General features: G+C 61.9%; 20 protein-coding genes and 1 pseudogene. 13 read left to right on the top strand and 8 right to left on the bottom strand.

What is annotated here, in order from left to right:
* The first annotated feature begins 5 nt into the window (after positions 1 to 5).
* The 3 genes and pseudogenes from urtB to urtD all read left to right on the top strand — a co-directional run bounded on the left by urtB (position 6) and on the right by urtD (position 3573).
* On the top strand, positions 6 to 1646 hold the full coding sequence (gene urtB / locus FF124_RS11410) for an urea ABC transporter permease subunit UrtB (RefSeq protein ID WP_138748622.1): 1641 nt from the start codon (positions 6 to 8) through the stop codon (positions 1644 to 1646).
* Positions 1643 to 2713, top strand: a pseudogene (gene urtC, locus FF124_RS11405) (urea ABC transporter permease subunit UrtC); the annotation flags it as partial. The gene urtB and the pseudogene urtC, both read left to right, overlap by 4 nt.
* A 101-nt stretch (positions 2714 to 2814) precedes the next feature.
* Positions 2815 to 3573, top strand: a complete 759-nt coding sequence (gene urtD / locus FF124_RS11400) for an urea ABC transporter ATP-binding protein UrtD (protein ID WP_138748620.1) — start codon at positions 2815 to 2817, stop codon at positions 3571 to 3573.
* Positions 3574 to 3777: 204 nt separating this feature from the next.
* Here urtD and FF124_RS11395 read toward each other — a convergent pair whose 3' ends face one another.
* Positions 3778 to 4062: a GIY-YIG nuclease family protein gene (locus tag FF124_RS11395; protein WP_138748619.1), complete on the bottom strand. Its 285-nt coding sequence runs from the start codon at positions 4060 to 4062 to the stop codon at positions 3778 to 3780.
* A 232-nt stretch (positions 4063 to 4294) separates the two neighbouring features.
* Here FF124_RS11395 and urtE point away from each other — a divergent pair, with 232 nt between their 5' ends.
* The 7 genes from urtE to FF124_RS11360 all read left to right on the top strand — a co-directional run bounded on the left by urtE (position 4295) and on the right by FF124_RS11360 (position 10584).
* Positions 4295 to 4990, top strand: coding sequence for an urea ABC transporter ATP-binding subunit UrtE (gene urtE / locus FF124_RS11390; protein ID WP_138748618.1), 696 nt, complete (start codon positions 4295 to 4297; stop codon positions 4988 to 4990).
* Positions 4991 to 5190: 200 nt separating this feature from the next.
* On the top strand, positions 5191 to 6051 hold the full coding sequence (locus FF124_RS11385; protein ID WP_138748905.1) for an urease accessory protein UreD: 861 nt from the start codon (positions 5191 to 5193) through the stop codon (positions 6049 to 6051).
* A gap of 33 nt (positions 6052 to 6084) precedes the next feature.
* Entirely contained in the window at positions 6085 to 6387 is a 303-nt protein-coding gene (locus FF124_RS11380; protein ID WP_138748617.1) for an urease subunit gamma, read from the top strand.
* Positions 6388 to 7006: 619 nt separating this feature from the next.
* Entirely contained in the window at positions 7007 to 7312 is a 306-nt protein-coding gene (locus FF124_RS11375; protein ID WP_138748904.1) for an urease subunit beta, read from the top strand.
* A 105-nt stretch (positions 7313 to 7417) separates the two neighbouring features.
* Entirely contained in the window at positions 7418 to 9130 is a 1713-nt protein-coding gene (gene ureC, locus FF124_RS11370; RefSeq protein WP_138748616.1) for an urease subunit alpha, read from the top strand.
* 61 nt (positions 9131 to 9191) lie between these two features.
* Positions 9192 to 9800, top strand: coding sequence for a LysE family translocator (locus FF124_RS11365; protein ID WP_138748615.1), 609 nt, complete (start codon positions 9192 to 9194; stop codon positions 9798 to 9800).
* A gap of 244 nt (positions 9801 to 10044) precedes the next feature.
* Positions 10045 to 10584: a peroxiredoxin gene (locus tag FF124_RS11360; RefSeq protein WP_138748614.1), complete on the top strand. Its 540-nt coding sequence runs from the start codon at positions 10045 to 10047 to the stop codon at positions 10582 to 10584.
* A 66-nt stretch (positions 10585 to 10650) separates the two neighbouring features.
* On the opposite strand, the gene FF124_RS11355 is transcribed toward FF124_RS11360, so the two are convergent.
* From FF124_RS11355 to FF124_RS11330, 6 genes are all read right to left on the bottom strand, one after another.
* Positions 10651 to 11595, bottom strand: coding sequence for an acetamidase/formamidase family protein (locus tag FF124_RS11355; protein WP_138748613.1), 945 nt, complete (start codon positions 11593 to 11595; stop codon positions 10651 to 10653).
* Positions 11596 to 11608: 13 nt separating this feature from the next.
* Positions 11609 to 12409, bottom strand: coding sequence for a FadR/GntR family transcriptional regulator (locus FF124_RS11350; RefSeq protein WP_138748612.1), 801 nt, complete (start codon positions 12407 to 12409; stop codon positions 11609 to 11611).
* A complete protein-coding gene (locus tag FF124_RS11345; protein WP_138748611.1) occupies positions 12406 to 13395 on the bottom strand; it encodes an ABC transporter ATP-binding protein in 990 nt (329 codons plus the stop codon). Before FF124_RS11345 ends, FF124_RS11350 begins: the two co-directional genes overlap by 4 nt.
* On the bottom strand, positions 13388 to 15328 hold the full coding sequence (locus FF124_RS11340) for a dipeptide/oligopeptide/nickel ABC transporter permease/ATP-binding protein (RefSeq protein ID WP_138748610.1): 1941 nt from the start codon (positions 15326 to 15328) through the stop codon (positions 13388 to 13390). The genes FF124_RS11345 and FF124_RS11340 overlap by 8 nt, the downstream gene beginning before the upstream one ends.
* Positions 15328 to 16272, bottom strand: coding sequence for an ABC transporter permease (locus FF124_RS11335; protein ID WP_138748609.1), 945 nt, complete (start codon positions 16270 to 16272; stop codon positions 15328 to 15330). Before FF124_RS11335 ends, FF124_RS11340 begins: the two co-directional genes overlap by 1 nt.
* 375 nt (positions 16273 to 16647) lie before the next feature.
* A complete protein-coding gene (locus FF124_RS11330; protein ID WP_138748608.1) occupies positions 16648 to 18207 on the bottom strand; it encodes an ABC transporter substrate-binding protein in 1560 nt (519 codons plus the stop codon).
* 273 nt (positions 18208 to 18480) lie between these two features.
* On the opposite strand from FF124_RS11330, the gene FF124_RS11325 reads away from it, so the two are divergent.
* The 3 genes from FF124_RS11325 (at position 18481) to FF124_RS11315 (ending at position 21210) form a co-directional block, all read left to right on the top strand.
* On the top strand, positions 18481 to 18993 hold the full coding sequence (locus tag FF124_RS11325; protein ID WP_138748607.1) for a DUF4142 domain-containing protein: 513 nt from the start codon (positions 18481 to 18483) through the stop codon (positions 18991 to 18993).
* A gap of 116 nt (positions 18994 to 19109) precedes the next feature.
* Positions 19110 to 20354 (top strand): Zn-dependent hydrolase, encoded by a 1245-nt coding sequence (locus FF124_RS11320; protein WP_138748606.1) that lies wholly within the window; start codon positions 19110 to 19112, stop codon positions 20352 to 20354.
* An 85-nt stretch (positions 20355 to 20439) separates the two neighbouring features.
* The gene (locus tag FF124_RS11315; RefSeq protein WP_138748605.1) at positions 20440 to 21210 is read left to right on the top strand and encodes a Stf0 family sulfotransferase; all 771 of its coding nucleotides are present in this window, start codon (positions 20440 to 20442) and stop codon (positions 21208 to 21210) included.
* On the opposite strand, the gene FF124_RS11310 is transcribed toward FF124_RS11315, so the two are convergent.
* A complete protein-coding gene (locus tag FF124_RS11310) occupies positions 21195 to 21374 on the bottom strand; it encodes a hypothetical protein (protein WP_138748604.1) in 180 nt (59 codons plus the stop codon). The two genes, FF124_RS11315 and FF124_RS11310, sit on opposite strands and share 16 nt — an antisense overlap.
* Between the last annotated feature and the right edge of the window lie 22 nt (positions 21375 to 21396).

Here is a 21396-nt window from a genome sequence, read left to right as displayed (position 1 = left end):
CGCACATGTCCATTTCTTTACTACCGCGCTATTTCAGAACCTTTATCTTATTTGCAATACTGGTACTGGCATGTGCGCCCTCGCTTTCACGGGCTGCCGATGACGTCGGATCGCTGATCGACCGGTTCTCCGAAGCCCGTAATTTCAACCAGACGGAAGACATTGTTAAGGCGCTTGCGGCCACCGGTGATCCGGCGGTTATTCCGGTCTTGAAAACGCTCGCCGATGGCGATCTCTACTACCGCGAGGATGACGGCAAGGTCTTCATGACCGCCGACGGCGAATCCCGCCGCAATCTGCGTCTGATCGACCCGCTGACCGGCGAAGAGCTTGGCGAGATGTCCAAGCGCGACCTCGAGAAGATCAAGGTCAACAACAATCTGCGCAGCGCCATCGATGCCGCCCTTGCCGGCATGACGCTGATGAGCCCCGATCCCGCGGTTCGTCTCTCGGCCGCCCGATCGATGATGGATGCGCCGAGCGAGGACAATCTGGCGCTTATCGAAGAGGCGCTCGCAGCAGAGGAGGACGGCGAGATTGCCGCGGTCCTCGGCCAGGCCCGCGCCATCTCCATCCTGAATTCCTCCCGTCCGATCGAGGCCAAGGCCGAGGCGATCAACGACATCGCCGCGATTGGCGGACGCGATGCGATCTCCATCCTTCTCTCGGCGCGCGGTTCGCTTGATCCGGAACTGCAGGATGAGGTCGACGCGGCACAGGCAAAGATCGAAAAGCGCCTTGCCTTCTGGGATGCCGCGCAGAACGTCTGGTACGGGCTGTCGCTCGGCTCGGTGCTGCTTTTGGCAGCCATCGGCCTTGCCATCACCTTCGGCGTCATGGGCGTCATCAACATGGCCCATGGCGAGATGGTGATGCTCGGCGCTTACTCCACCTTTATGGTGCAGCAGGTCATCCGCACGTCCTATCCCGGCCTGTTCGACTGGTCGCTGGCGATTGCGCTTCCGGTTGCCTTTCTGATTACCGCCGCCGTCGGCCTCGTGATCGAACGCGGCGTCATCCGCTTCCTTTATGGCCGCCCGCTCGAAACCCTTCTGGCGACCTGGGGCGTCTCTCTGATCCTGCAGCAGGCGGTGCGCACCATATTCGGCCCGACAAACCGCGAGGTCGGCAATCCCTCCTGGATGTCCGGTGCGTTTGATCTCGGCGGCCTCGTCATCACCTGGTCGAGGCTCTGGATCGTGGTCTTCTCGCTTGCCGTGTTTTTCGCTCTGCTTCTCTTGATGAAACGCTCCGCTTTCGGGCTGCAGATGCGCGCCGTAACACAGAATCGGCGCATGGCCGCCTCCATGGGCATCCGCACGCCCTGGGTCGATGCCTTCACCTTCGCGCTCGGTTCGGGCGTGGCCGGGCTTGCCGGCGTCGCGCTGTCCCAGATCGACAATGTCTCGCCCAATCTCGGCCAGTCCTACATCATCGACAGTTTCATGGTCGTGGTCTTCGGCGGCGTCGGCAATCTCTGGGGCACCTTCGTCGGCGCCTTCTCGCTCGGCATCTTGAACAAGTTCCTCGAGCCCTATGCCGGCGCCGTTCTCGGCAAGATCCTGGTCCTCGTCTTCATCATCCTGTTCATCCAGAAACGGCCGCGCGGTCTGTTCGCACTCAAGGGAAGGGCGGTTGAATCATGATTACGGCCTATGTTTTCCGCTCGCTCGACCGCAGGATCTCGATCGCGATCGCCATACTCCTCGGCATCGCCCTGCTGGTGCCGGTGCTGAACCTCGTCATTCCGAGGGGAAGCCCGTTTCACCTGCCGACCTATCTGGTCTCGTTGTTTGGCAAATATCTCTGCTATGCGCTGCTGGCGCTGTCGCTCGATCTCGTCTGGGGCTTTTGCGGCATTCTCTCGCTTGGCCACGGCGCCTTCTTCGCGCTCGGCGGCTACGCCATGGGCATGTATCTGATGCGCCAGATCGGCCCGCGCGGCGTTTATGGAGACCCGGTCCTGCCGGACTTCATGGTGTTCCTCAATTACCAGGAACTGCCATGGTTCTGGCACGGCTTCGACATGTTCTGGTTCGCGATTGCGATGGTGCTGCTCGTGCCCGGCGCGCTGGCCTTCGCCTTCGGCTGGTTCGCTTTCCGGTCAAGGGTCAACGGCGTCTATCTCTCGATCATCACCCAGGCTATGACCTATGCCCTGCTGCTCGCCTTCTTCCGCAACGACATGGGCTTCGGCGGTAATAACGGCCTGACGGACTTCAAGGATATTCTCGGCTTCTCCGTGCAGGCCGACGGCACGCGCGCGGCGCTCTTTGCGGCCTCCGCCATCTTCCTTGCCATCGGGCTTTTCATTGCCTCGGCGATTGTTCGCTCCAAGTCCGGCAAGGTTCTAGTCGGGGTGCGCGATGCCGAAAGCCGGGTGCGGTTCCTGGGCTACCGGGTGGAAAACTACAAGCTCTTCACCTTCGTCGTTTCGGCCATGATGGCCGGCGTTGCCGGCGCGCTCTACGTGCCGCAGGTCGGCATCATCAATCCGGGCGAATTCGCGCCGGCCAACTCCATCGAAGTCGTCATCTGGACGGCGGTCGGCGGACGGGCAACGCTCATCGGCCCGATCATCGGCGCCATCCTCGTCAATGGCGGCAAGACCATCTTCACCGGGCTTTTCCCCGCCTTCTGGCTGTTCGCGCTCGGCGGTCTCTTCGTCGCCGTCACCCTCTTCCTGCCAAAGGGCATCGTCGGCACGATTTCCGACCGGTTCAAGAAGAACGGCAATGACGCGGCGGCGCGCAACGAACGTTCCGAGGAGGCCGAGGCCGGCATGGATGTCACCCCGAGCGAGGAGGGCGCACGATGAGCCCGATGGAAAAACGCGCAAAAAGCCTGCTCTACCTCGACAATGTCTCGGTGTCCTTCGATGGGTTCAAGGCGCTGAACAGCCTCTCCTTCGTCATCGAGCCCGGGGAGCTTCGCGCCGTCATCGGCCCGAACGGTGCGGGCAAGACGACGATGATGGACATCATCACCGGCAAGACCCGACCGGATACGGGCGAGGTGTTCTTCTCCGACACGATCGACCTGACCCGCAAGGACGAGGCCGACATTGCCCAGCTCGGCATCGGCCGAAAATTCCAGAAACCGACGGTGTTTGAGAGCCACACGGTCTGGGACAATCTGGAACTGGCGCTCAACCGCAAGCGCGGCGTGTTCTCCACGCTGTTCTACCGGCTGACCAGTGAGGACCGGACCCGCATCGAGGAAATCCTCGAAACGATCCGCATGACCGCGCGCAAGGACGAACTTGCCGCCAATCTTTCCCACGGCCAGAAGCAATGGCTCGAGATCGGCATGCTGCTGGCGCAGGAGCCGAAGCTTCTCCTGGTCGACGAGCCCGTCGCCGGCATGACCGACGCCGAAACGGTGGAAACCGCGCGCCTCTTGCGCGAGATCGCGAAAACCCGCGCCGTGGTCGTCGTCGAACACGACATGGGCTTCGTCCGCGACCTCGGCGTCAAGGTCACCTGCCTCGCCGAGGGCTCCGTACTGGCCGAGGGCTCGATCGACTACGTATCGAACGACCCGAAGGTCATCGAGAACTATCTGGGGCGGTGAGGGATGGTGGACCACGTGCAAGGGACGGCTTCGTCAAACCGCCTGGATCCTCGGGTCAAGCCCGAGGATGACACGGTAGGAAAGGTTCGCGCTTTCTCTGCATCTTTTTTTGCGGAGGATAGTAATGATGAGACCGCTTTCGTGCCACCGCGCACACCACCCGCGTCATCCTCGGGCTTGACCCGAGGATCCAGGCCGGATCGCTCAGACAAAGCGCTCATAGAGGTCATCCCAACCGGGATTGAAATCAGAAACAAGCGCGATTTTCCATGCGCGGTTCCAGCCTTTCAAAGCTTTCTCCCGAGCGATCGCGCTGCCGATCTCGAAGTGCTCCACGTACCAGACGAGCCTGCGGCAGCCGTAGCGGCTCGTGAAACCTTTGATCAGTCCCTCGCGGTGTTCGAAAACGCGACGCTCAAGATCGGACGTCACGCCGATATAGAGCGTTCCGTGCGGCCGGTTCGTGACGATGTAGACGTAGCCTGCCATGGCGTTTTGTCGTGTTGCCTGGATCCTCGGGGCAAGCCCGAGGATGACACAGTGAGGGTAGGCGCGGCAAGGACGACATTCTCATGCCTGTCATCCTCAAAAGCGTATTTTGCTCAAGCGCAATTGTTTCCCTACGTGTCATCCTCGGGCTTGACCCGAGGATCCAGGCCGCAGGTAGAATGCCCATTTGACATGTCCAGAGTGTCTATCATCCGAACAAAGGTCCACCGCCATGCTGACCATCGATAACGTCAATCTCCATTACGGCGCGGCGCAGGCATTGCGTGGCGTTTCGCTGTCCGCCGATATGGGCAAGATCACCTGCGTTCTGGGGCGAAACGGCGTCGGCAAGTCGTCGCTGTTGCGCGCCGTCACCGGCCAGCATCCGACATCGGGCGGCTCCATCACCTTTCAGGGCGAGCCGCTTGACGGGCTGGCGCCCTATCGCCGGGCGAAGCTCGGCGTCGGCTATGTGCCGCAGGGGCGCGAGATCTTTCCGCTTTTGACGGTGAAGGAGAATTTGGAGACCGGCTTTGCGCCGCTTGCAAGCCGAGACCGGACGATCCCCGACGACATCTTCAGCCTGTTTCCCGTTCTGCAATCGATGTTGTCGCGCAGGGGCGGCGATCTGTCCGGCGGCCAGCAGCAGCAGCTTGCCATCGGCCGCGCCATGGTTACCCGGCCGAAGATTCTCGTCCTCGACGAGCCGACCGAAGGCATCCAGCCCTCGATCATCAAGGATATCGGCCGGGCGATCCGTTACCTGCGCGATTCAACCGGCATGGCCATTCTGCTCGTCGAGCAATATCTCGATTTCTGCCGGGAACTCGCCGATCAGGTCTACATCATGGACCGCGGCGAGATCGTGCATGAAGGTCCCGCCGAGACGTTGGACACTCCCGAGGCGCGCCGCCACCTGACGGTCTGATGCTTCCGCACGCAGCCTGCGGAGAAAATGTGCGCGCCGGGCAGGCATCTGCTGCTATTGTGTCCACAAAACCGGGGTGCCGGAGCCATCAATGCCCCGGCTTTCAACGAAAAACGAAATTCATTTCACCGGCGGCACGAAACTTGCTTTTCCTTGTGTGAGTGAAAAATACGAGGTCAATCAATGTGCGGTCAGAGAAAATGCGGCTTGGAGGAAGCGCCCCTCAGGGCGGAGTGGACGTCTTGATCCGAGACATTCCGGGACGGGCGCAGCGCACCTTTGGAAGGGGCGAGGTCAAGGCCAAGCTCTCGGCCGGCAAGACGCGGCTTGACGAATTCTATCAGGAAGGTGCGGCCAAGATCCGCATCCCGGAGAGCTTCGACGGGTCGATGGAGGCTGTGCTGATCAACACCTCCGGCGGGCTGACCGGCGGCGACAGGCTGCAATGGGCGATGACGGCGGAGCCCGGCACGGCGCTGACGGTCACCACGCAGGCCTGCGAGAAGATCTACAAGTCCGACAGCGGCCCGGCGACGATCGACAGCGAATTGCGTGTTGGCGCGGGCGCGAGGCTCGACTGGTTGCCGCAGGAAACCATCCTTTTCGATGATGCCTCGCTCAACCGCCGGCTGGATGTCGATCTTGCCGAAACCGCCGAATTTCTGGCTGTCGAAGCCGTGCTTCTCGGCCGCAAGGCCATGGGCGAGGCTGTGCAGCGCGGCCAGTTCCGTGATCGCTGGCGTGTGCGCCGGCAGGGCACGCTGCTCCATGCGGAAGATGTGCGCATGACCGGCGACATCGAGAACCTCGTGTCGCAGACGGCGGTGCTTGGCGGCGATGTCGCCTTTGCCACGCTGCTCTACTGCGGGCCGCGCGCCGAGGCGCTGATGCCGAAGGTGCGTGAGGCGCTGGGCGCTTCTGCCGGCGGGGCCAGCGAATGGAACGGCAAGCTCGTCGCCCGCGTCGTCGCCCCGGACGGCTATGCGTTGAGAAAAAGCCTGATTCCCGCCCTAAGGGTCTTGCGGGAGAATGAAAATCTGCCGAAAGTCTGGCATCTATGAAATCCGCAAGCTGTGACAGCGAGAGAGTGACGCATGAACCTGACGCCGCGTGAAAAGGACAAACTGATGATCTCCATGGCCGCCATGGTGGCGCGCCGCAGGCTGGAACGAGGCGTCAAGCTCAACTGGCCTGAAGCCGTGGCGCTCATCACCGACTATGTGGTGGAAGGCGCGCGCGACGGCCGTCCGGTGGCCGAACTGATGGAAGCCGGCGCCCATGTGCTGACCCGCGACCAGGTGATGGAAGGCGTGCCGGAAATGATCCACGACGTGCAGGTGGAAGCAACCTTCCCCGACGGCACCAAGCTGGTGACCGTGCACGAGCCGATCAGGTGAGGAGACGAATTTGGTAGAATTGGAGGAAGGCTTTTTCCCTTGGGTCGGAGAAGAGTATCATGAGCAGGCTCAGAAAATCATGATACTTGGTGCCTCGCACTACGGCGAGGGCGTCGATACGATGAGCTTGCCAAGAGGAGATGAGCGCAATTGGACCAAAGATTATACCCAAGCCTATGTCGACGGAACGAATACGCACCGCTTTTGGGCCAAGGCTGGCGGTTTGGCTGCATTGTTCGCGGGTTGGGAAGTTGCAGGAAATGGGTTCAGCCCCAAAGAAGCTTTCCGGAGGATCGCTTTCTACAATTTTCTCACGTCTTACCTACCTGAACACTGGTCTCTGCCCGACGAAGAAGCGGTGATACGATCACGTCCGATCCTTTTGGAGGTTTTGGATCAACTCCGACCCGACTTTGTCATCGCGTTAGGCGTGCGAAATCAACCTTGGTTTTTGAAGGATATCGAAGGCCTTGAATACCTTAACGTAGCGAGCAGGCCTTTTGTCGCAAAGCGTCGAAAGTCGATTATAGTCGTATGCAATCATCCCTCCGGGCGGTTTTCCTACGACGATGCATTGGCCGACCTCAGAAGCGGAAAACGAATTGCACAGGATGAAAAAATGATCCCCGGTGAAGTGATCCCCGCAGAGGGCGAAATCGAAATCAATGCCGGTCTGCCGACCGTTACCATAACTGTCTCCAACACCGGCGACCGGCCGGTGCAGGTGGGCAGTCACTATCACTTTTTCGAGGCCAATCCGGCGCTTGCTTTCGAGCGCGACGAGGCGCGCGGCATGCGGCTTGATATCGCGGCCGGAACGGCGGTGCGCTTCGAGCCCGGCCAGACCCGCGACGTGACGCTGGTGCCCTTTGCCGGCAACCGCAATGTCTATGGCTTCCGCCAGGAAATCATGGGCAAGCTCTGAGCTTTTTTACGCAGGCCTGCCGCCGCAATGGTTTGAGCGGCGCGGGCGTTTGACCAAGCCCTTTTGAGGCGCCGCCCGCGCCGCCGAACCCGCCAGGAGGAATTCATGCCCTTCAAGATGTCCCGCCAGTCCTATGCCTCGATGTTCGGGCCGACCACCGGCGACAAGGTGCGCCTTGCCGATACGGAACTCTTCGTCGAGGTGGAGAAGGACTTTACCCGTTACGGCGACGAGGTGAAGTTCGGCGGCGGCAAGGTGATCCGCGACGGCATGGGCCAGAGCCAGGCAAGCCGCGCGGAAGGCGCGGTCGACACGGTGATGACCAATGCGCTCATCATCGACCACTGGGGCATCGTCAAGGCCGATATCGGCATCAAGGACGGGCGCGTCGCCGGCATCGGCAAGGCGGGAAATCCGGATACGCAGGCCGGCGTCGACATCATCGTCGGGCCGGGCACCGAGATCATTTCGGCGGAAGGCAAGTTCGTCACCGCCGGCGGCATGGATGCCCATATCCACTTCATCTGCCCGCAGCAGATCGAGGAAGCGCTGATGAGCGGGCTGACCTGCATGCTCGGCGGCGGCACGGGGCCGGCCTATGGCACCTTCGCCACCACCTGCACGCCCGGTCCCTGGCATATCGAGCGGATGATCCAGGCAGCCGACGCCTTCCCGATGAACCTCGCCTTCTCCGGCAAGGGCAATGCCTCGCTGCCGGGCGCGCTGGAGGAACAGGTGCTGGGCGGTGCTGCCGCGCTGAAACTGCACGAGGACTGGGGCACGACGCCGGCGGCGATCGACAACTGCCTTTCGGTTGCCGACAAATACGACGTTCAGGTGATGATCCACACGGATACGCTGAATGAATCGGGCTTTGTCGAAGACACGGTCGAGGCCTTCAAGGGCCGCACCATCCATGCCTTCCACACGGAAGGGGCGGGTGGCGGCCATGCGCCGGACATCATCAAGATCTGCGGCCTTTCCAACGTCATCCCGTCCTCGACCAATCCGACGCGGCCCTATACGCAGAACACGATCGCCGAACATCTCGACATGCTGATGGTCTGCCATCACCTGTCGCCGTCTATTCCCGAAGACATCGCCTTCGCCGAAAGCCGCATCCGCAAGGAAACCATCGCCGCGGAAGACATTCTGCATGATATCGGCGCGTTCTCGATCATCTCGTCCGACAGCCAGGCCATGGGCCGCGTCGGCGAGGTGATCATCCGCACCTGGCAGACGGCCGACAAGATGAAGCGTCAGCGCGGACGTCTGGCGCAGGAGACCGGTCAGAACGACAATTACCGGGTGAAGCGCTATATCGCCAAATACACGATCAACCCCGCGATCGCCCACGGCCTTTCCCACGAGATCGGTTCGGTGGAAGTGGGAAAACGCGCCGATCTCGTGATGTGGGATCCGGCGCTGTTCGGCGTGAAGCCGGAGATGATCATCATCGGCGGCACGATCGCAGCCGCCCAGATGGGCGATCCAAACGCCTCGATCCCGACGCCGCAGCCGATGCATTACCGATACATGTTCGGCGCCTACGGCAAGTCGCGCACCAATTCCTCCGTCACCTTCGTCTCGGAAGCCTCGCTCGATGCTGGTCTTGCCCACAAGCTGGGCGTTGCCAAGCAGCTTCTGCCGGTCAAGAACACGCGCGGCGGCATTTCCAAGGCCTCCATGGTGCATAATTCGGCAACCCCGGAGATCTCCGTCGATCCGGAAACCTACGAGGTGCGCGCCGACGGCGAGGTGCTGACCTGCGAGCCGGCGGATGTGCTGCCGATGGCGCAGCGGTATTTCCTGTTTTAGAGAAAGCGCGGACGGAGGCCTGCTTAAAGGGCCTTCTCCCTTGCTGACGAAGGGGCGAAACATGACCGCTTGGGAGTTGTTCATACCCGCCTGTTTCGCGCTCAATTGCGCGCCGGGGCCGAACAATATGCTGGCCTTTTCCAACGGGGCGCGGCTGGGCGCTTACCGGGCGCTTGCCGGCGGCATGGGGCGGATGCCGGCCTTTGCCTTTCTGATCGCGATCACGGTCGCAGGGCTTGGGGCAATCCTGGCCGCTTCGGCCACCGCCTTTCTGGTGATCAAGATCGTCGGCGCGATTTATCTCGTCTATGTCGGTATCCAGATCCTCATGAAGGCCAGGGCCTTGGCCGAGATGCAGGCGCTCGACGCCAGCATCGCCGCGCTGATGCGGCGCGATTTCTCGATTGCCATCACCAATCCCAAGGCGATCGCCATCTTCACCGCCTTTTTTCCGCAGTTCATCGTCGAGGGCGCGCCGATCTGGCCGCAGCTGGCCGTCATGGGCCTTGCCTTTCTCGTGATGGAGGTCGTCGCTGTCTGCCTCTATGTCGCCGGCGGCGCCTTGCTCGGGCGGTTCATCGCCTCCAACCGGGTTTTCGTTCAGCTCAATCGTCTCGTCGGCGCAGCGCTGGTTTTTGCCGGCGGTTCGATGGCGCTCTCGCGCCACTGAGCGAGGCATAGAACCGGGTGCGTCGGAATGACGCAGCACGGTTGGGTTGAACCAAAACTGACCGCTATCACATTGAAACTGCTTGGGAGGTTTGGGGTGTTTGCCATGCGTGAGGCGCATGGCAGCTATTAGATTGGAATAATTCTAAAGTTTCACCTTTATTCCGATTTGAAAATTGATAAAATCCCTCAACCTTTCCAAAACGGAATTCCTTCTCGAGGGTTTAAGACAACAGGAGATTGAGATGATCGGTCGTAAAGTTCCGAACGTAACCTTCCGCACGCGTGTTCGCGATGAAAGCATCGAAGGCCCGAACCCTTTCCGCTGGCAGGACATGTCCTCGGACGATTATTTCAAGGGCAAGCGCGTCATTCTGTTCTCGCTGCCCGGCGCCTTCACCCCGACCTGCTCGACCTACCAGCTGCCGGACTTCGAAAAGCTTTTCCCCGAATTCCAGGCAGAAGGCATCGACGATATCTACTGCATGTCGGTCAACGATGCCTTCGTCATGAACGCCTGGGCCAAGGGCCAGAACCTCGAGCACGTCAAGGTCATCCCGGACGGTTCCGGCGAGTTCACCCGCAAGATGGGCATGCTGGTCAACAAGGACAATCTCGGCTTCGGCATGCGCTCCTGGCGCTATGCTGCCATCATCAATGACGGCGTCGTCGAGAAGTGGTTCGAGGAAGAAGGTTTCTCCGACCTGTGCGAGACCGACCCCTACGGCGTTTCCGCACCGCAGAACATCCTGGAAAGCCTCAAGGGCGAAGCCAAGGCCGCGTGAGGCCTGCAATATCCACGTGACGTGATTACGAGGCGGCCGGTCTTCCGGTCGCCTTTTTCGATGGCCCTACTCAAACACGATCTGCGGGAAATAGAACGACACCACCCAGTTGGGCGCGTCGACGATTTCGCTGATCTTCAGGTCGCCCGCGACCGAGCACAGCATGTAGGCGTCTGCCGGGTCAAGATTGCGGGTTTTTGTCAGGCGTTCGATCATGTTGGAGACCGCCGCGCGCGCCGCCTCCATCAGATCGGGCCCGATCCCGGTGGTAACCTCGTAGCCTGCTGCGTCGAGATGGCGCGCAATGGGTCCGGGCGTTGAAAAATGCGGCGTTTTCGGCGCGGCGCCCTTCACCACCTCCACCGTGACGGAAACATCCATGGCGCTTTCGATCGCCGTGCCGCAGACCTCGCCGTCGCCCTGGGCGGCGTGGGTGTCGCCGATGGAGAGCAAGGCGCCCTCGACTTCGACCGGAAGATAAAGCGTCGTGCCGGCGGCAATGTCGCGGATGTCCATATTTCCGCCAACCCGGCGCGGCGGGATCACCGAGTGGGTGCCGGGTTCTGCCATGGCAACGCCGATCGTGCCGATGAAGGGACGCAGCGGAATGCGCGCCAGCGGGCTGAAAACGCCGGGCTTCGAGATATCGGTCTCATAATCCCAGAGCTTCAGTCTTGGTTCGGCAAACTGGTCCGCCAGAAGGCCGAATCCGGGTATGATCGCGGTCCAGCCAAAACCCGAAGGCGCGAATTCATTGATGGTGACCCTGAGTGCGTCGCCGGGCTTCGCGCCCTCGATATAGAGCGGGCCCGTCAGCGGATTGGCCTTACCGGGCTCTGCCGTCAGGATGTCGGAGGCGGTGCTCTGCGGGCCGTAATGTCCGTTGCCGGCGTCGCGGCAGGAGAAAGCGATCGTCTCGCCGGACCGGGCGACAAGAACCGGCTCGATCGACCGGTCCCAGCCGAGATGGCCCTGATGGTCGTGGATCGTGTGCGCGCATTTCATCGGCATTTCTCCCGGCTCGTCATTCTTGGTCGCTGTCGCGACCCGGCTTGCGTGAGACCGTCAGGCGTTCACGTTCAAGCATGTAAGCCTCGGCCTCGGCCATATGTTCCGTCATGATGGCGCGCGCCTTCGACGCGTCCCTGGCGCGGATCGCCTTGATCAGCGCGATCTGGTAGAAAATCCCGGTTTCGCGCAGGCCCGGATTGCGTTCTTCATAGATGGCCCGGCAGACCGGAAGGTCGCGCAGCAGGTTCAAGAGCAGCCCGCAGGCAAAACCCAGAACCGGATTTTGCGCATGGCGGGCAAGCTCGGCGTGAAAATCAAGCTCGGCGAGGCGTTGAACATACTCCTCCTCAGCCGTTTCGGCCTCGCCCTCGTAGAGCCGGATCTTGTCCTGCAGCGTCTTGATGGCGGAGGCCGGCAGATGCAGGGCGGCATCGGCGGCAAGCTCGGGCTCCAGCGTCTTGCGAAGCGCGTAGATATCGGCGATCGACGGCGGCGCCTGGAGAAACAGGCTGGTCACGGTCTGGATCGCTTCCGCCGGCTGCACGGCGCGAATGAAAATACCGCCGCCCGGACCCGTTTTCGAGGCTATCAGCCCTTGGAATTCCAGGATTTTCAACGCTTCTCGAACTGTGCCGCGCGAGGCGCGCAGGGCATCCTCCTCAAGCCATTCGGCCGGCATGCGGTCGCCGGGTTTCAATTCCGCGTCGATCATCCGGTCGCGCAGCATGTCGGCAATCACATCGGGGCGCTTGCGCTTCTTCTCCGCAAAGGGCGGCCCGAAGGCCTGCCGGCTTTCAAGACTGGTGTCGCTCATGCCGTCCGTTTCGTCATCGGATGGAAACAGGCGGCCTTGTGGCCCCTCTCGCCCATCGCCTCGTCGATTGGTGGAACAGAGCGCTGGCACTGCTCCGTTCCGCTCTGACATCGGGCGAAGAAGGCGCAGCCCGGCGGCGGGTTGTAGGGGTCGGGCAGTTCGGCTTCCCGGTCGCCGCCGGAAACCGCCTTTCTGCCGGGCGCCGGGGCGGAATTCAACAGCAAATGCGTGTAGGGATGGAGCGCGCCGGAAAAGACCTGATCGCGCATGCCGAGCTCGACGATCCTGCCGAAATACATCACCGCGACCCGGTCGGAGATCGACTCGACCACGGACAGGTCATGGCTGATGAACAGATAGGTCAGCCCGAAGCGCGCCTTCAGGTCATCCAGAATGTTGAGCACCTGCGCCTGCACCGAGACATCGAGCGCGGAGACCGGCTCATCGAGCACGATCACTTCCGGATTGGCGGCGAGCGCGCGGGCGATGCCGATGCGCTGGGCCTGTCCGCCGGAGAATTCGTGCGGGTAGCGATCGAGGAATTCCGGGGCGAGATTGACCGCGTTCATCAGCTCTTCGAGCCGTTTTGCGCGTTCGGCCTTGTTGAGCTTCAACAGCTGGATCAACGGCGCTTCCAGTATGGTGCGGATCTTCTTGCGCGGGTTGAGCGAGGAGACCGGGTCCTGAAACACATACTGCACCTGCCGCGCCAGCGCGCGCGGGTTCTTGCGTGCTTCCTCGGCCAGATCCTTGCCCTCGAAGGTGATCTTTCCGCCCGTCGGCACGTCGAGGCCGGAAAGCAGGCGGGCAAGCGTGGACTTGCCGCAGCCCGATTCGCCGACAATGCCGAGGGTCTCGCCCTTCCTCACGTCGATGGTGACATCCTGAACGGCGTGTACGGCGGGAAGCTTCTTTCCGAACAGCGTCTTGCCGCCGCCGAAAGTGCGTTCCGCCCGGTCGATTGCGATCAACACATCCTCAGCCATCGGCGGTCTCCCTGTTGAGCGGGTGGAGGCAGCGCACGCCGCGCTCCTCGCCAAGCTCGGTCATGGCGATATCGCCGCTGCGACAGTCGTCCTGAACGAAAGGACAGCGGTCGGCAAAGGCACAGCCATCCGGCAGGTTGTTGACCACCGGCGGACGCCCTTCGATCGCGTCGAGCCGGCGGTCCGGCTCGCCGAGAACCGGCACGCATTCGATCAGCTTGGCCGTATACGGATGGGCCGGACGATCGAGGATTTCCTCGGTCGTGCCGGTTTCGACGATCCGGCCGGCATACATCACGGCGACACGATCGCAGATGGCCGAGACCACGCCGAAGTCATGGGTAATGAACAGGATCGCGGTATTGCGCTCCTTGCGCAGCCCGTTCATCAGTTCGAGGATCTGCGCCTGTACGGTGACGTCGAGCGCGGTCGTCGGTTCGTCGGCGATGATCACCTTGGCGTCATTGGCAAGCGCCATGGCAATGGAGATGCGCTGGCGCATGCCGCCCGACAGTTCATGCGGAAAGGCCTTCAGCCGTTCGCCCGCATTGGGGATGCGCACCGATTCCAGAAGCGCGGTTGCCTTGTCGCGGGCCTGTTGTCTTGAAAGTGGCTGGTGCGCCTGGATGGCCTCGATCAGCTGGTCGCCGACGGTAAATAGCGGATGCAGCGTGGACAGCGGATCCTGAAACACGTGGGAGACGTCGCCGCCGCGCAGCTGACGAATGCGCTCGTCGCTTGCGGCAAACAGGTCCTCGCTGTCGAGCCAGGCCGCGCCGCCGGCGATGCGTCCGGGGGGCGTCGGCACGAGGCCCATCAGCGACATGGCGGTGACCGATTTGCCGGAGCCGGATTCGCCGACAAGGCCGACACACTCGCCCTGGCGCATGTAGAGGTCGACGCCGCCGACGGCCTTGTAGATGCTGCCGCCGATGTGGAATTCGGTGCGCATTTCCTGCACGTCGAGCACGGTTTGCGGCGTCTGCCCCCGGTCGGGCACGCTTTCGCGCTTCACCGCCGTGCGCGCGCCGGGACGCGCCAGCGCACCGGATTTCAGGCGCGGGTCGAGCACGTCGCGAATGCCGTCGCCAAGAAGGTTGATGCTCATGACCAGCGCGAAGATCATCAGGCCCGGCACCATGGAGACATAGGCATCCGTAAACAGCACCTTGCGGCCGTCGCCAAGCATGGAGCCGAGATCGGCCTGCGGCGGCTGGGCGCCGAGCCCGAGGAAGGAAAGGCCGGCCGTTTCCAGGATCATCCAGCCGATCGTGGTCGACATGGTGATGATGATCACCGGCAGCACGTTGGGCAGCACCTCCCCGAAGAGGATGGAAAAATGCGATTTGCCCGAAAGCCGCGCCGCATCGACGAATTCCCGCCGCGACAGCCCTAGCGTCATGCCGCGGATGTTACGGGCGAAAAAGGGGATGTTGACCACGGCAATGGCGTAGAGCGCGTTCAAGAGGCCGGGGCCGAGAACGGCGACGATGGCGAGCGCCAGCAGGATATAGGGGAACGCCATGACCATATCGATGCCGCGCATCAGGATATTGTCGGTGCGCCCGCCGGCATAGCCCGCGACAAGCCCGATCAGGGACCCGAAAAACGCGGCGATCAGCGTTGCCGAAACGCCGACGGCGAGGCTGACGCGGGTGCCCCAGATGAGACGCGACAGCAGATCGCGGCCGAGCGCATCGGTGCCAAGCAAATGGCCTTCCGTCAGCGGCGGCGACAGGCGGACGGCGGGGTCCGTCACATTCGGCGGCTGCAGCGGCAGGATGGGGGCTGCCAGCGCGATGACAACGATGATGGCGAAGACAATCAGGCCCGCGGTCGCCAGCGTATTGTTGAACAGAAGCTTCAGCGCGCTCGGGCGGTCGCTCTTCTTCGCCTTGTTGCGCGGCGCGCTGTCTGCAGTGGCGTCAGTCATCAGCGCAACCTCGGATCAAGCATGGTCTGGACGACATCGGCGACCAGATTGAACAGCACATAGGCGGCTGCGACGATCAGCACCCCGCCCTGGACTGTCAGCAGGTCGCGGGTGGAAATCGCCGTCACCAGCATCGAGCCGATGCCCGGCCACTGGAACACGGTCTCGATATAGACCGCGCCGCCGAGCACGAAACCGGCCTGTATGCCGAGCACGGGAATGACGGAGACGAGCGCCGCCTTGAAGGCGTGGCGCATGATCACACGGCGCTCCTTCAGCCCCTTGGCGCGTGCGGTGCGGATATAGTCCTGACGCAGAACCTCCAGCATGGACGTCCGCGTCAGCCGGGCGACAACGCCGGTTGCCACCACGGAGAGCGTAAAGGCCGGCAGGATCAGGTGTTTCAGCAGATCGATCGGGCCGCCACCGCCATAGATCGCGTACATGCCGCTCGCCGGCAGCCATTGCAGCTTGACGGCAAACAGCAGGATCAGCAGCAGGCCGAGCCAGAAGGAGGGGATCGAAATGCCGATCAGCACAAAGAAAGTGACCAGTTTGTCGGTGAGGCCATACTGGCGCACGGCCGAGACGATGCCGGCCAGAAGGCCGAGGATGGAACAGAGAACGAGCGAGGTGCCGGCAAGGATCAGCGTGTTGCCGAAACGCTCGGTGATGATGTCGATGACGGGTCTGTTTTGCGTATAGGATCGACCGAAATCGCCTTGGAGAATATTGCCGAGCCAGATGAAGTATTGCTGCACCAGCGGCTTGTCGAGGCCGAGCGCCTTGTTGATGCGGGCAACATTTTCCGGCGTTGCGTAGGAGCCGAGAATGGCCGTCGCCGGATCGCCCGGGATCATCGCCATGATCGCGAACACGATGACGGTCAGGCCCAACAGGACCGGGATGACGGTCAGAAGCCGCCTGAGGATATAGTGGGCCATGACGTGTTCTCCGTGGTGGCCATGAAACCTGACTTGACGGCTGGCGGCATTACCGCATAGCCCGCAATCTTCTCTCCCGCTGGCGGGACAGAGTATTGGGAGCGAGTGGCGCGGCCCTGCCTCGGGCTTGTCCCGCCCTCTGTCGTCACCCTCGGGCTTGTCCCGAGGGTCTAAGCACGTACCAGCACGATTGGCGCTTCAGGTCAGGGAAAGCCTCAAAGAACGGCCTTGCTGACTGACCATGGACTCCGCTCGCATGAAGAGGGGATTAGATCCTCGAGACAAGCCCGAGGATGACGCCCGTCAAGAGGACAGGGTTGCGCCCGAACATTGGACAGGTTTGTCGCCAATCCGGGCGCTTGGGCCCCCGCCCGATCAATTCGGCTTTGCCACCTTCTGCAAGAGCAGGAAGAAGGACGGCTGGAGCTTGAAGTTTTCAACGCTCGCCTTGGTGACCGCGTTCTGCTTCCAGTTGGCGATAAAGGCCCAGGGCGCGTCGTCCTGCACGATCGCCTGCATCTTCTTGTAGAGCTTCGCGCGCTCTGCCTGATCGGTGGAGGTGCGGGCTTCCTCAAGCAGACTGTCGACCTCCGGGTTGGAGTAATAGCCGGAGTTGAAACCGCCCTTGTCGGGGAAGGCGTCCGTGCGCAGTGCCAGGAAGGGCAGGGTGTCCGGATCGTTGGTCATCCATGCCATTTCGGCCATGTCGGCTTCACCCTCGAGACCGGGGTTCACTTTGCCGAGGAAGGTGTTCCACTCATAGGTTTCGATCTTGACCGGCATGCCGACGGCTTCGAGATCGGCCTGGATCTGGGTGGCCATGGCCTGCGGCTCCAGCATGCCCGACCCGCCTTCGGTGACGTAGAAGGTCAGTTCCGAGCCGTCATAGCCGGCCTCTTCGAGCAGCGACTTGGCCTTCTCCGGATCGTAAGGATAGGGCGACAGGCTGTCGTCATAAGCCCAGGCGAAGGCCGGCGGCGTCGGGCCGGCGGCAACATCGGCCGTGCCCTGCAGGATGTCGTTGACGATCGCTTCCTTGTTGATCGCGTAGTTGACCGCCTGACGGACCTTCTTGTCGGCGAAGACGCCGTCCTTGAGGTTCAGGATCAGGAACCAGAGATGCGGGCCGGCCTGCTCATAGACCTTGTAGCGGTCATTGCCGGAGAACTGCGACAGCGAATCCGGTGGAACCTCGACCATCACGTCGAGCCCGCCAGACAGCATTTCGGCAACGCGGGTGTTGGCGTCGGTGACGGGGCGGAAGACGACGGCCTCAAGCGGCGGCGCGCCATCCCAGTAATCGGCGTTCTTGGAAACGACGACCTTGGAATTCGGGTCCCATTCCTCGAATTTGAAAGCGCCCGTGCCGGAAGGATGACGGCCGAAATCGGCGCCGTATTCCTTCACCGCCGCCGGCGAGACGATCAGGCCGGTCGGATAGGCGAGGTTCGACAGGAAGGGGGCGTAGGGTTCGGAAAGCGTGAACTTCACCGTCATGTCGTCCACCACTTCGACGGTGTCGACGGAGGAAAAGAAGAAGGACAGCGGGAACGGCCCGGTGTCGTAATATTCGCTGTTTTCGTCCAGCATGCGGTCGAAATTGAACTTCACCGCCTCTGCGTTGAAGGGCGAACCGTCATGAAAGGTCACGCCCTCGCGCAGCTTGAAGGTGTAGGTCTTGCCGTCCTCGGAAATCTCCCAGCTCTTTGCCAGAGCCGGCTCGACCTCTAGCGTGCCGTCCTTGTAGCGCACAAGGCCGTCATACATGTTCACCAGAATGCGGAAATCGTTGACGGCGGTGTCGACGGCCGGGTCGAGCGATTTTGGCTCGGCGATCTGGCCGACCACCAGAACATTGGGCGGCGTCTGCGCCATGGCGGGCGCGCCGAAAGCCAGCGATGCTGCGGCAAGCGCGGCGGCGAGAAGGCGTTTCATTAATCGGTTCTCCTCTGTTGGTATTTCGTTAATTAATTATGAAAATTCTGTAATTTACAAGGATTGATCATAATAAATTGCAACCTGTTCCCTCAGCGGAGGGAAAATGGCAGAGTAAAGTCAGAGGTTTAGCGGAAAGACGGAGGCGCCGGAAAAGATGTCGCAGGCCTCCGCGATGTCGTGAATACGCCCTTAAATTGTCTTGGATTTCGCTTTCTACCGTATCCTTGGGGTGCGCGGCTGATCGCGCCGCGCTCCGGAACGGAAAGGCACATGAACATGACCAACATCAGTCGTCGAAAGGTGATCATCGGCGGCGCCGTGGCGGCGGCGCATGCGGCGCTGGCGCCGGTGGTTGCCGAAGCCAATATCGTCACCTCGGGCTATGCCCACGACACGCTTACGATCGGCCTGTTTTCTGCCGATATTTCCAGGCTGGCGGTCAACAAGGCACTGCATCCCATGGTGCAGCAATTCGCCAGGCTGGAGGCAAGCGAGGCCGAGGCGGTCGGCGATCTTCTCTTGGGTGCAGGCGCGGCCACGCCTAAAAGGCCCGATGCGCTTGCCGAGACGTTGGCCAGGCTGAAGAAGATGGATCCCGGCACCAGCTTCGACCTCCACTATGTCCGGGCAGAGATCGACGGTCACGAGGACCTGCTGAAGATCCAGAAACGGCGCGTGGCGGAAGGAAAGGCCGGGATCGACACGACCATGGCGACGCTCCTCGTGCCCTTCATCGAGACCCATCTTGCCATGCTGCAGGCCGTGGAAAACAGCATCGCCTGATGAGTGTCGCCGACCATGGTCCGGCGCCCCGATTTGCGGGACGGCTGAAATTATCATAATAAATTCCCCAAAGACAAAGCCGCCTTGCGGCAGATAAACCGGGGAGGCCGAGAGCCATGGGCAGTACACCGAAGATCAATTCCGCGCGGCTCAAAGCGCTTCTCGACGGCATCAACCGCTTCGGCGCCGGCAGTTCCGGCGCGGGGTTCAACAGGCCGGGTTTCTCCGATGCCGATATGGCCGTGCGCGACTGGTTTGCCGGGCAAATGCAGGCCGATGGCCTGGCCGTGACGCGCGACGGCGCGAACTCGGTTTTCGGGCGTTTCGGCGATGCGGACGGCCCTTCGATCATGGTCGGCTCGCATCTTGATACGGTTGTTGACGGCGGCGCCTTTGACGGGGCGCTGGGCGTTGCCGTCGGGCTTGAATGCGTGCGGGCGATGAAGGATGCCGGCATGCAGCCCGCCATACCGATCGAGGTTGTGGCGACCTCGGAGGAGGAAGGGCGCTTCGGCGGCATGCTGGGCTCACAGGCAATCGCCGGTCTGGTGACGGCTGAATGGCTCACGTCCGCCGCCGATGCCGATGGCGTGCTGCTTGCCGATGCGATGCGCGCCCAGGGACTGGAACCGGAGGCCGTGCTCGGCGCTGCCCGGCCCAAGGGGTCCGTCAAAGCCTTTCTCGAACTTCATATCGAGCAGGGGCCGGTGCTGGAGCGCGAGGGGATCGCGATCGGCCTGCCGGAGGGCGCGACGGGGATCGTCAATCTGCAGGTCACGCTGAAGGGCACGGCCAACCATTCCGGCACGACACCCATGGACATGCGCGCCGATGCTTTCGCCGGCCTTGCCGAGATCGCCGTGCAGATCCCGGACATGATTGCGCATTCGCCGTCGGACATCGCCCGGATCACGATCGGAAAAGTGGAGCTTTTCCCCAATCATCCGCATACGGTGCCGGGCGAGGCGACCTTCTCCGTGATCATCCGGGATGCCTCTGAGGCGGTCATGCGCGGGTTGCAGAGGCTGTTCTACCGGACGACGGCAGCGGTCGCGGCGAAGCACGGCCTTGCCTACGAAATCGAGGAAAAGAGCGTCATTGCGCCGGTTGCCTTCGATGCCGGATTGGTCGATCTCTTGTCAGGAGAGGCGGAGGCGCTCGGTTTTCCGGCCACACGGATGATCTCCGGCGCCGGCCATGACGCGCAGACGATGATGGCGCTCTGCCCCTCGGCGATGATCTTCGTGCCGAGCCGCAACGGTATTTCGCACGCGCCGGAAGAATATTCCGAATGGGCGGATATCGAAAAGGGCGCGGAACTGATGCTGGCGGCTTTGATGCGGCTTTCTTCCGCACGGTAATCGCACTGCCCGAACAGCGATTGCCGGGTGCGTCCTGAGGCCTGTCATGCTATTTTTTTGCGTGTTGTCTTGCACAGGATTTCCGATGTCAACCCGATACAAGTCCTACATGATATGCACGAGTCCGCGCAGTGGCAGTACCCTGCTGTGCCGGCTGCTGGCGGCCACGGGTGTTGCAGGCCACCCCGACTCCCACTTCCACCGGCCGTCACTGGAGGCCTGGCAGAAGAGTTTTGGCCTTTCACAGGGAAGGAACGAGCCGGAAAGCCTGCAGGCGGTGTTTGCAAGCGCAATTCACAAGGGACGGGGCGAGACCGGGATATTCGGCCTGCGGATGCAGCGGCCCAGTTTTGCCTTTTTTCTCGAAAAGCTTGGCGTCCTTTATCCGGGAATGGATTCGGATCGCGCTCGCATCGAGCAGGCATTCGGGCGAACGCTCTTCATCCATCTGACACGCGAAGACAAGGTTGCGCAGGCCGTCTCCTACGTTAAGGCGCGACAGAGCGGGTTGTGGCATGTGGCGCCGGACGGAAGCGATATCGAGCGCACGGCGCCCTTTCGTAAGCCGGATTATGATTCTACTGCGATAGGGGAATGGTACACCAGCATGCTGACGTTCGATCGGGACTGGACTGCCTGGTTCGAAAGACAAGGCGTGAAGCCGCTGACATTGACCTATGATGCGCTGTCGCAAGCTCCGCAAGCGACATTGGCGTCCGTCTTGACGGAACTGGGGCGCGATCCCGCGCTCGCCGACACGCTCCAGACGCCTACCCAAAAGATGGCTGACGCGCACAGTGATGCCTGGGTCCGGCGTTTTCGGGCAGAGATAGAGCGGGATCAACTGACGGCGTAAAGCCGGAGAGCGGCGAAGATCACCAGGGCGGTTGCGGCCAGGAGGACGCCGGCGACTAGCGCCAGTTCGCCGGCCTGGCTTCCGGCCTCGCCTTTTCTGCTGCTGCTTCTTTCGGGCATGACAGTGCTCGCCTTGATCGTGTCGATGGCTGTCAGCATGATCATCCTGCCTTCCTTCGGCGTTAAG

Origin of the sequence: Martelella lutilitoris, from assembly GCF_005924265.1 — a bacterium.
Taxonomy (GTDB): Bacteria; Pseudomonadota; Alphaproteobacteria; order Rhizobiales; family Rhizobiaceae; genus Martelella; species Martelella lutilitoris.
This window is presented reverse-complemented; position numbering and strand designations above follow the sequence as displayed.

Coding starts and splice junctions, on each gene's coding strand:
- urtB (WP_138748622.1), top strand. CDS start 6: ATGTCCATTTCTTTACTACCGCGCTATTTCAGAACCTTTATCTTATTT.
- urtD (WP_138748620.1), top strand. CDS start 2,815: ATGAGCCCGATGGAAAAACGCGCAAAAAGCCTGCTCTACCTCGACAAT.
- FF124_RS11395 (WP_138748619.1), bottom strand. CDS start 4,062: ATGGCAGGCTACGTCTACATCGTCACGAACCGGCCGCACGGAACGCTC.
- urtE (WP_138748618.1), top strand. CDS start 4,295: ATGCTGACCATCGATAACGTCAATCTCCATTACGGCGCGGCGCAGGCA.
- FF124_RS11385 (WP_138748905.1), top strand. CDS start 5,191: ATGCGGCTTGGAGGAAGCGCCCCTCAGGGCGGAGTGGACGTCTTGATC.
- FF124_RS11380 (WP_138748617.1), top strand. CDS start 6,085: ATGAACCTGACGCCGCGTGAAAAGGACAAACTGATGATCTCCATGGCC.
- FF124_RS11375 (WP_138748904.1), top strand. CDS start 7,007: ATGATCCCCGGTGAAGTGATCCCCGCAGAGGGCGAAATCGAAATCAAT.
- ureC (WP_138748616.1), top strand. CDS start 7,418: ATGCCCTTCAAGATGTCCCGCCAGTCCTATGCCTCGATGTTCGGGCCG.
- FF124_RS11365 (WP_138748615.1), top strand. CDS start 9,192: ATGACCGCTTGGGAGTTGTTCATACCCGCCTGTTTCGCGCTCAATTGC.
- FF124_RS11360 (WP_138748614.1), top strand. CDS start 10,045: ATGATCGGTCGTAAAGTTCCGAACGTAACCTTCCGCACGCGTGTTCGC.
- FF124_RS11355 (WP_138748613.1), bottom strand. CDS start 11,595: ATGCCGATGAAATGCGCGCACACGATCCACGACCATCAGGGCCATCTC.
- FF124_RS11350 (WP_138748612.1), bottom strand. CDS start 12,409: ATGAGCGACACCAGTCTTGAAAGCCGGCAGGCCTTCGGGCCGCCCTTT.
- FF124_RS11345 (WP_138748611.1), bottom strand. CDS start 13,395: ATGGCTGAGGATGTGTTGATCGCAATCGACCGGGCGGAACGCACTTTC.
- FF124_RS11340 (WP_138748610.1), bottom strand. CDS start 15,328: ATGACTGACGCCACTGCAGACAGCGCGCCGCGCAACAAGGCGAAGAAG.
- FF124_RS11335 (WP_138748609.1), bottom strand. CDS start 16,272: ATGGCCCACTATATCCTCAGGCGGCTTCTGACCGTCATCCCGGTCCTG.
- FF124_RS11330 (WP_138748608.1), bottom strand. CDS start 18,207: ATGAAACGCCTTCTCGCCGCCGCGCTTGCCGCAGCATCGCTGGCTTTC.
- FF124_RS11325 (WP_138748607.1), top strand. CDS start 18,481: ATGAACATGACCAACATCAGTCGTCGAAAGGTGATCATCGGCGGCGCC.
- FF124_RS11320 (WP_138748606.1), top strand. CDS start 19,110: ATGGGCAGTACACCGAAGATCAATTCCGCGCGGCTCAAAGCGCTTCTC.
- FF124_RS11315 (WP_138748605.1), top strand. CDS start 20,440: ATGTCAACCCGATACAAGTCCTACATGATATGCACGAGTCCGCGCAGT.
- FF124_RS11310 (WP_138748604.1), bottom strand. CDS start 21,374: ATGATCATGCTGACAGCCATCGACACGATCAAGGCGAGCACTGTCATG.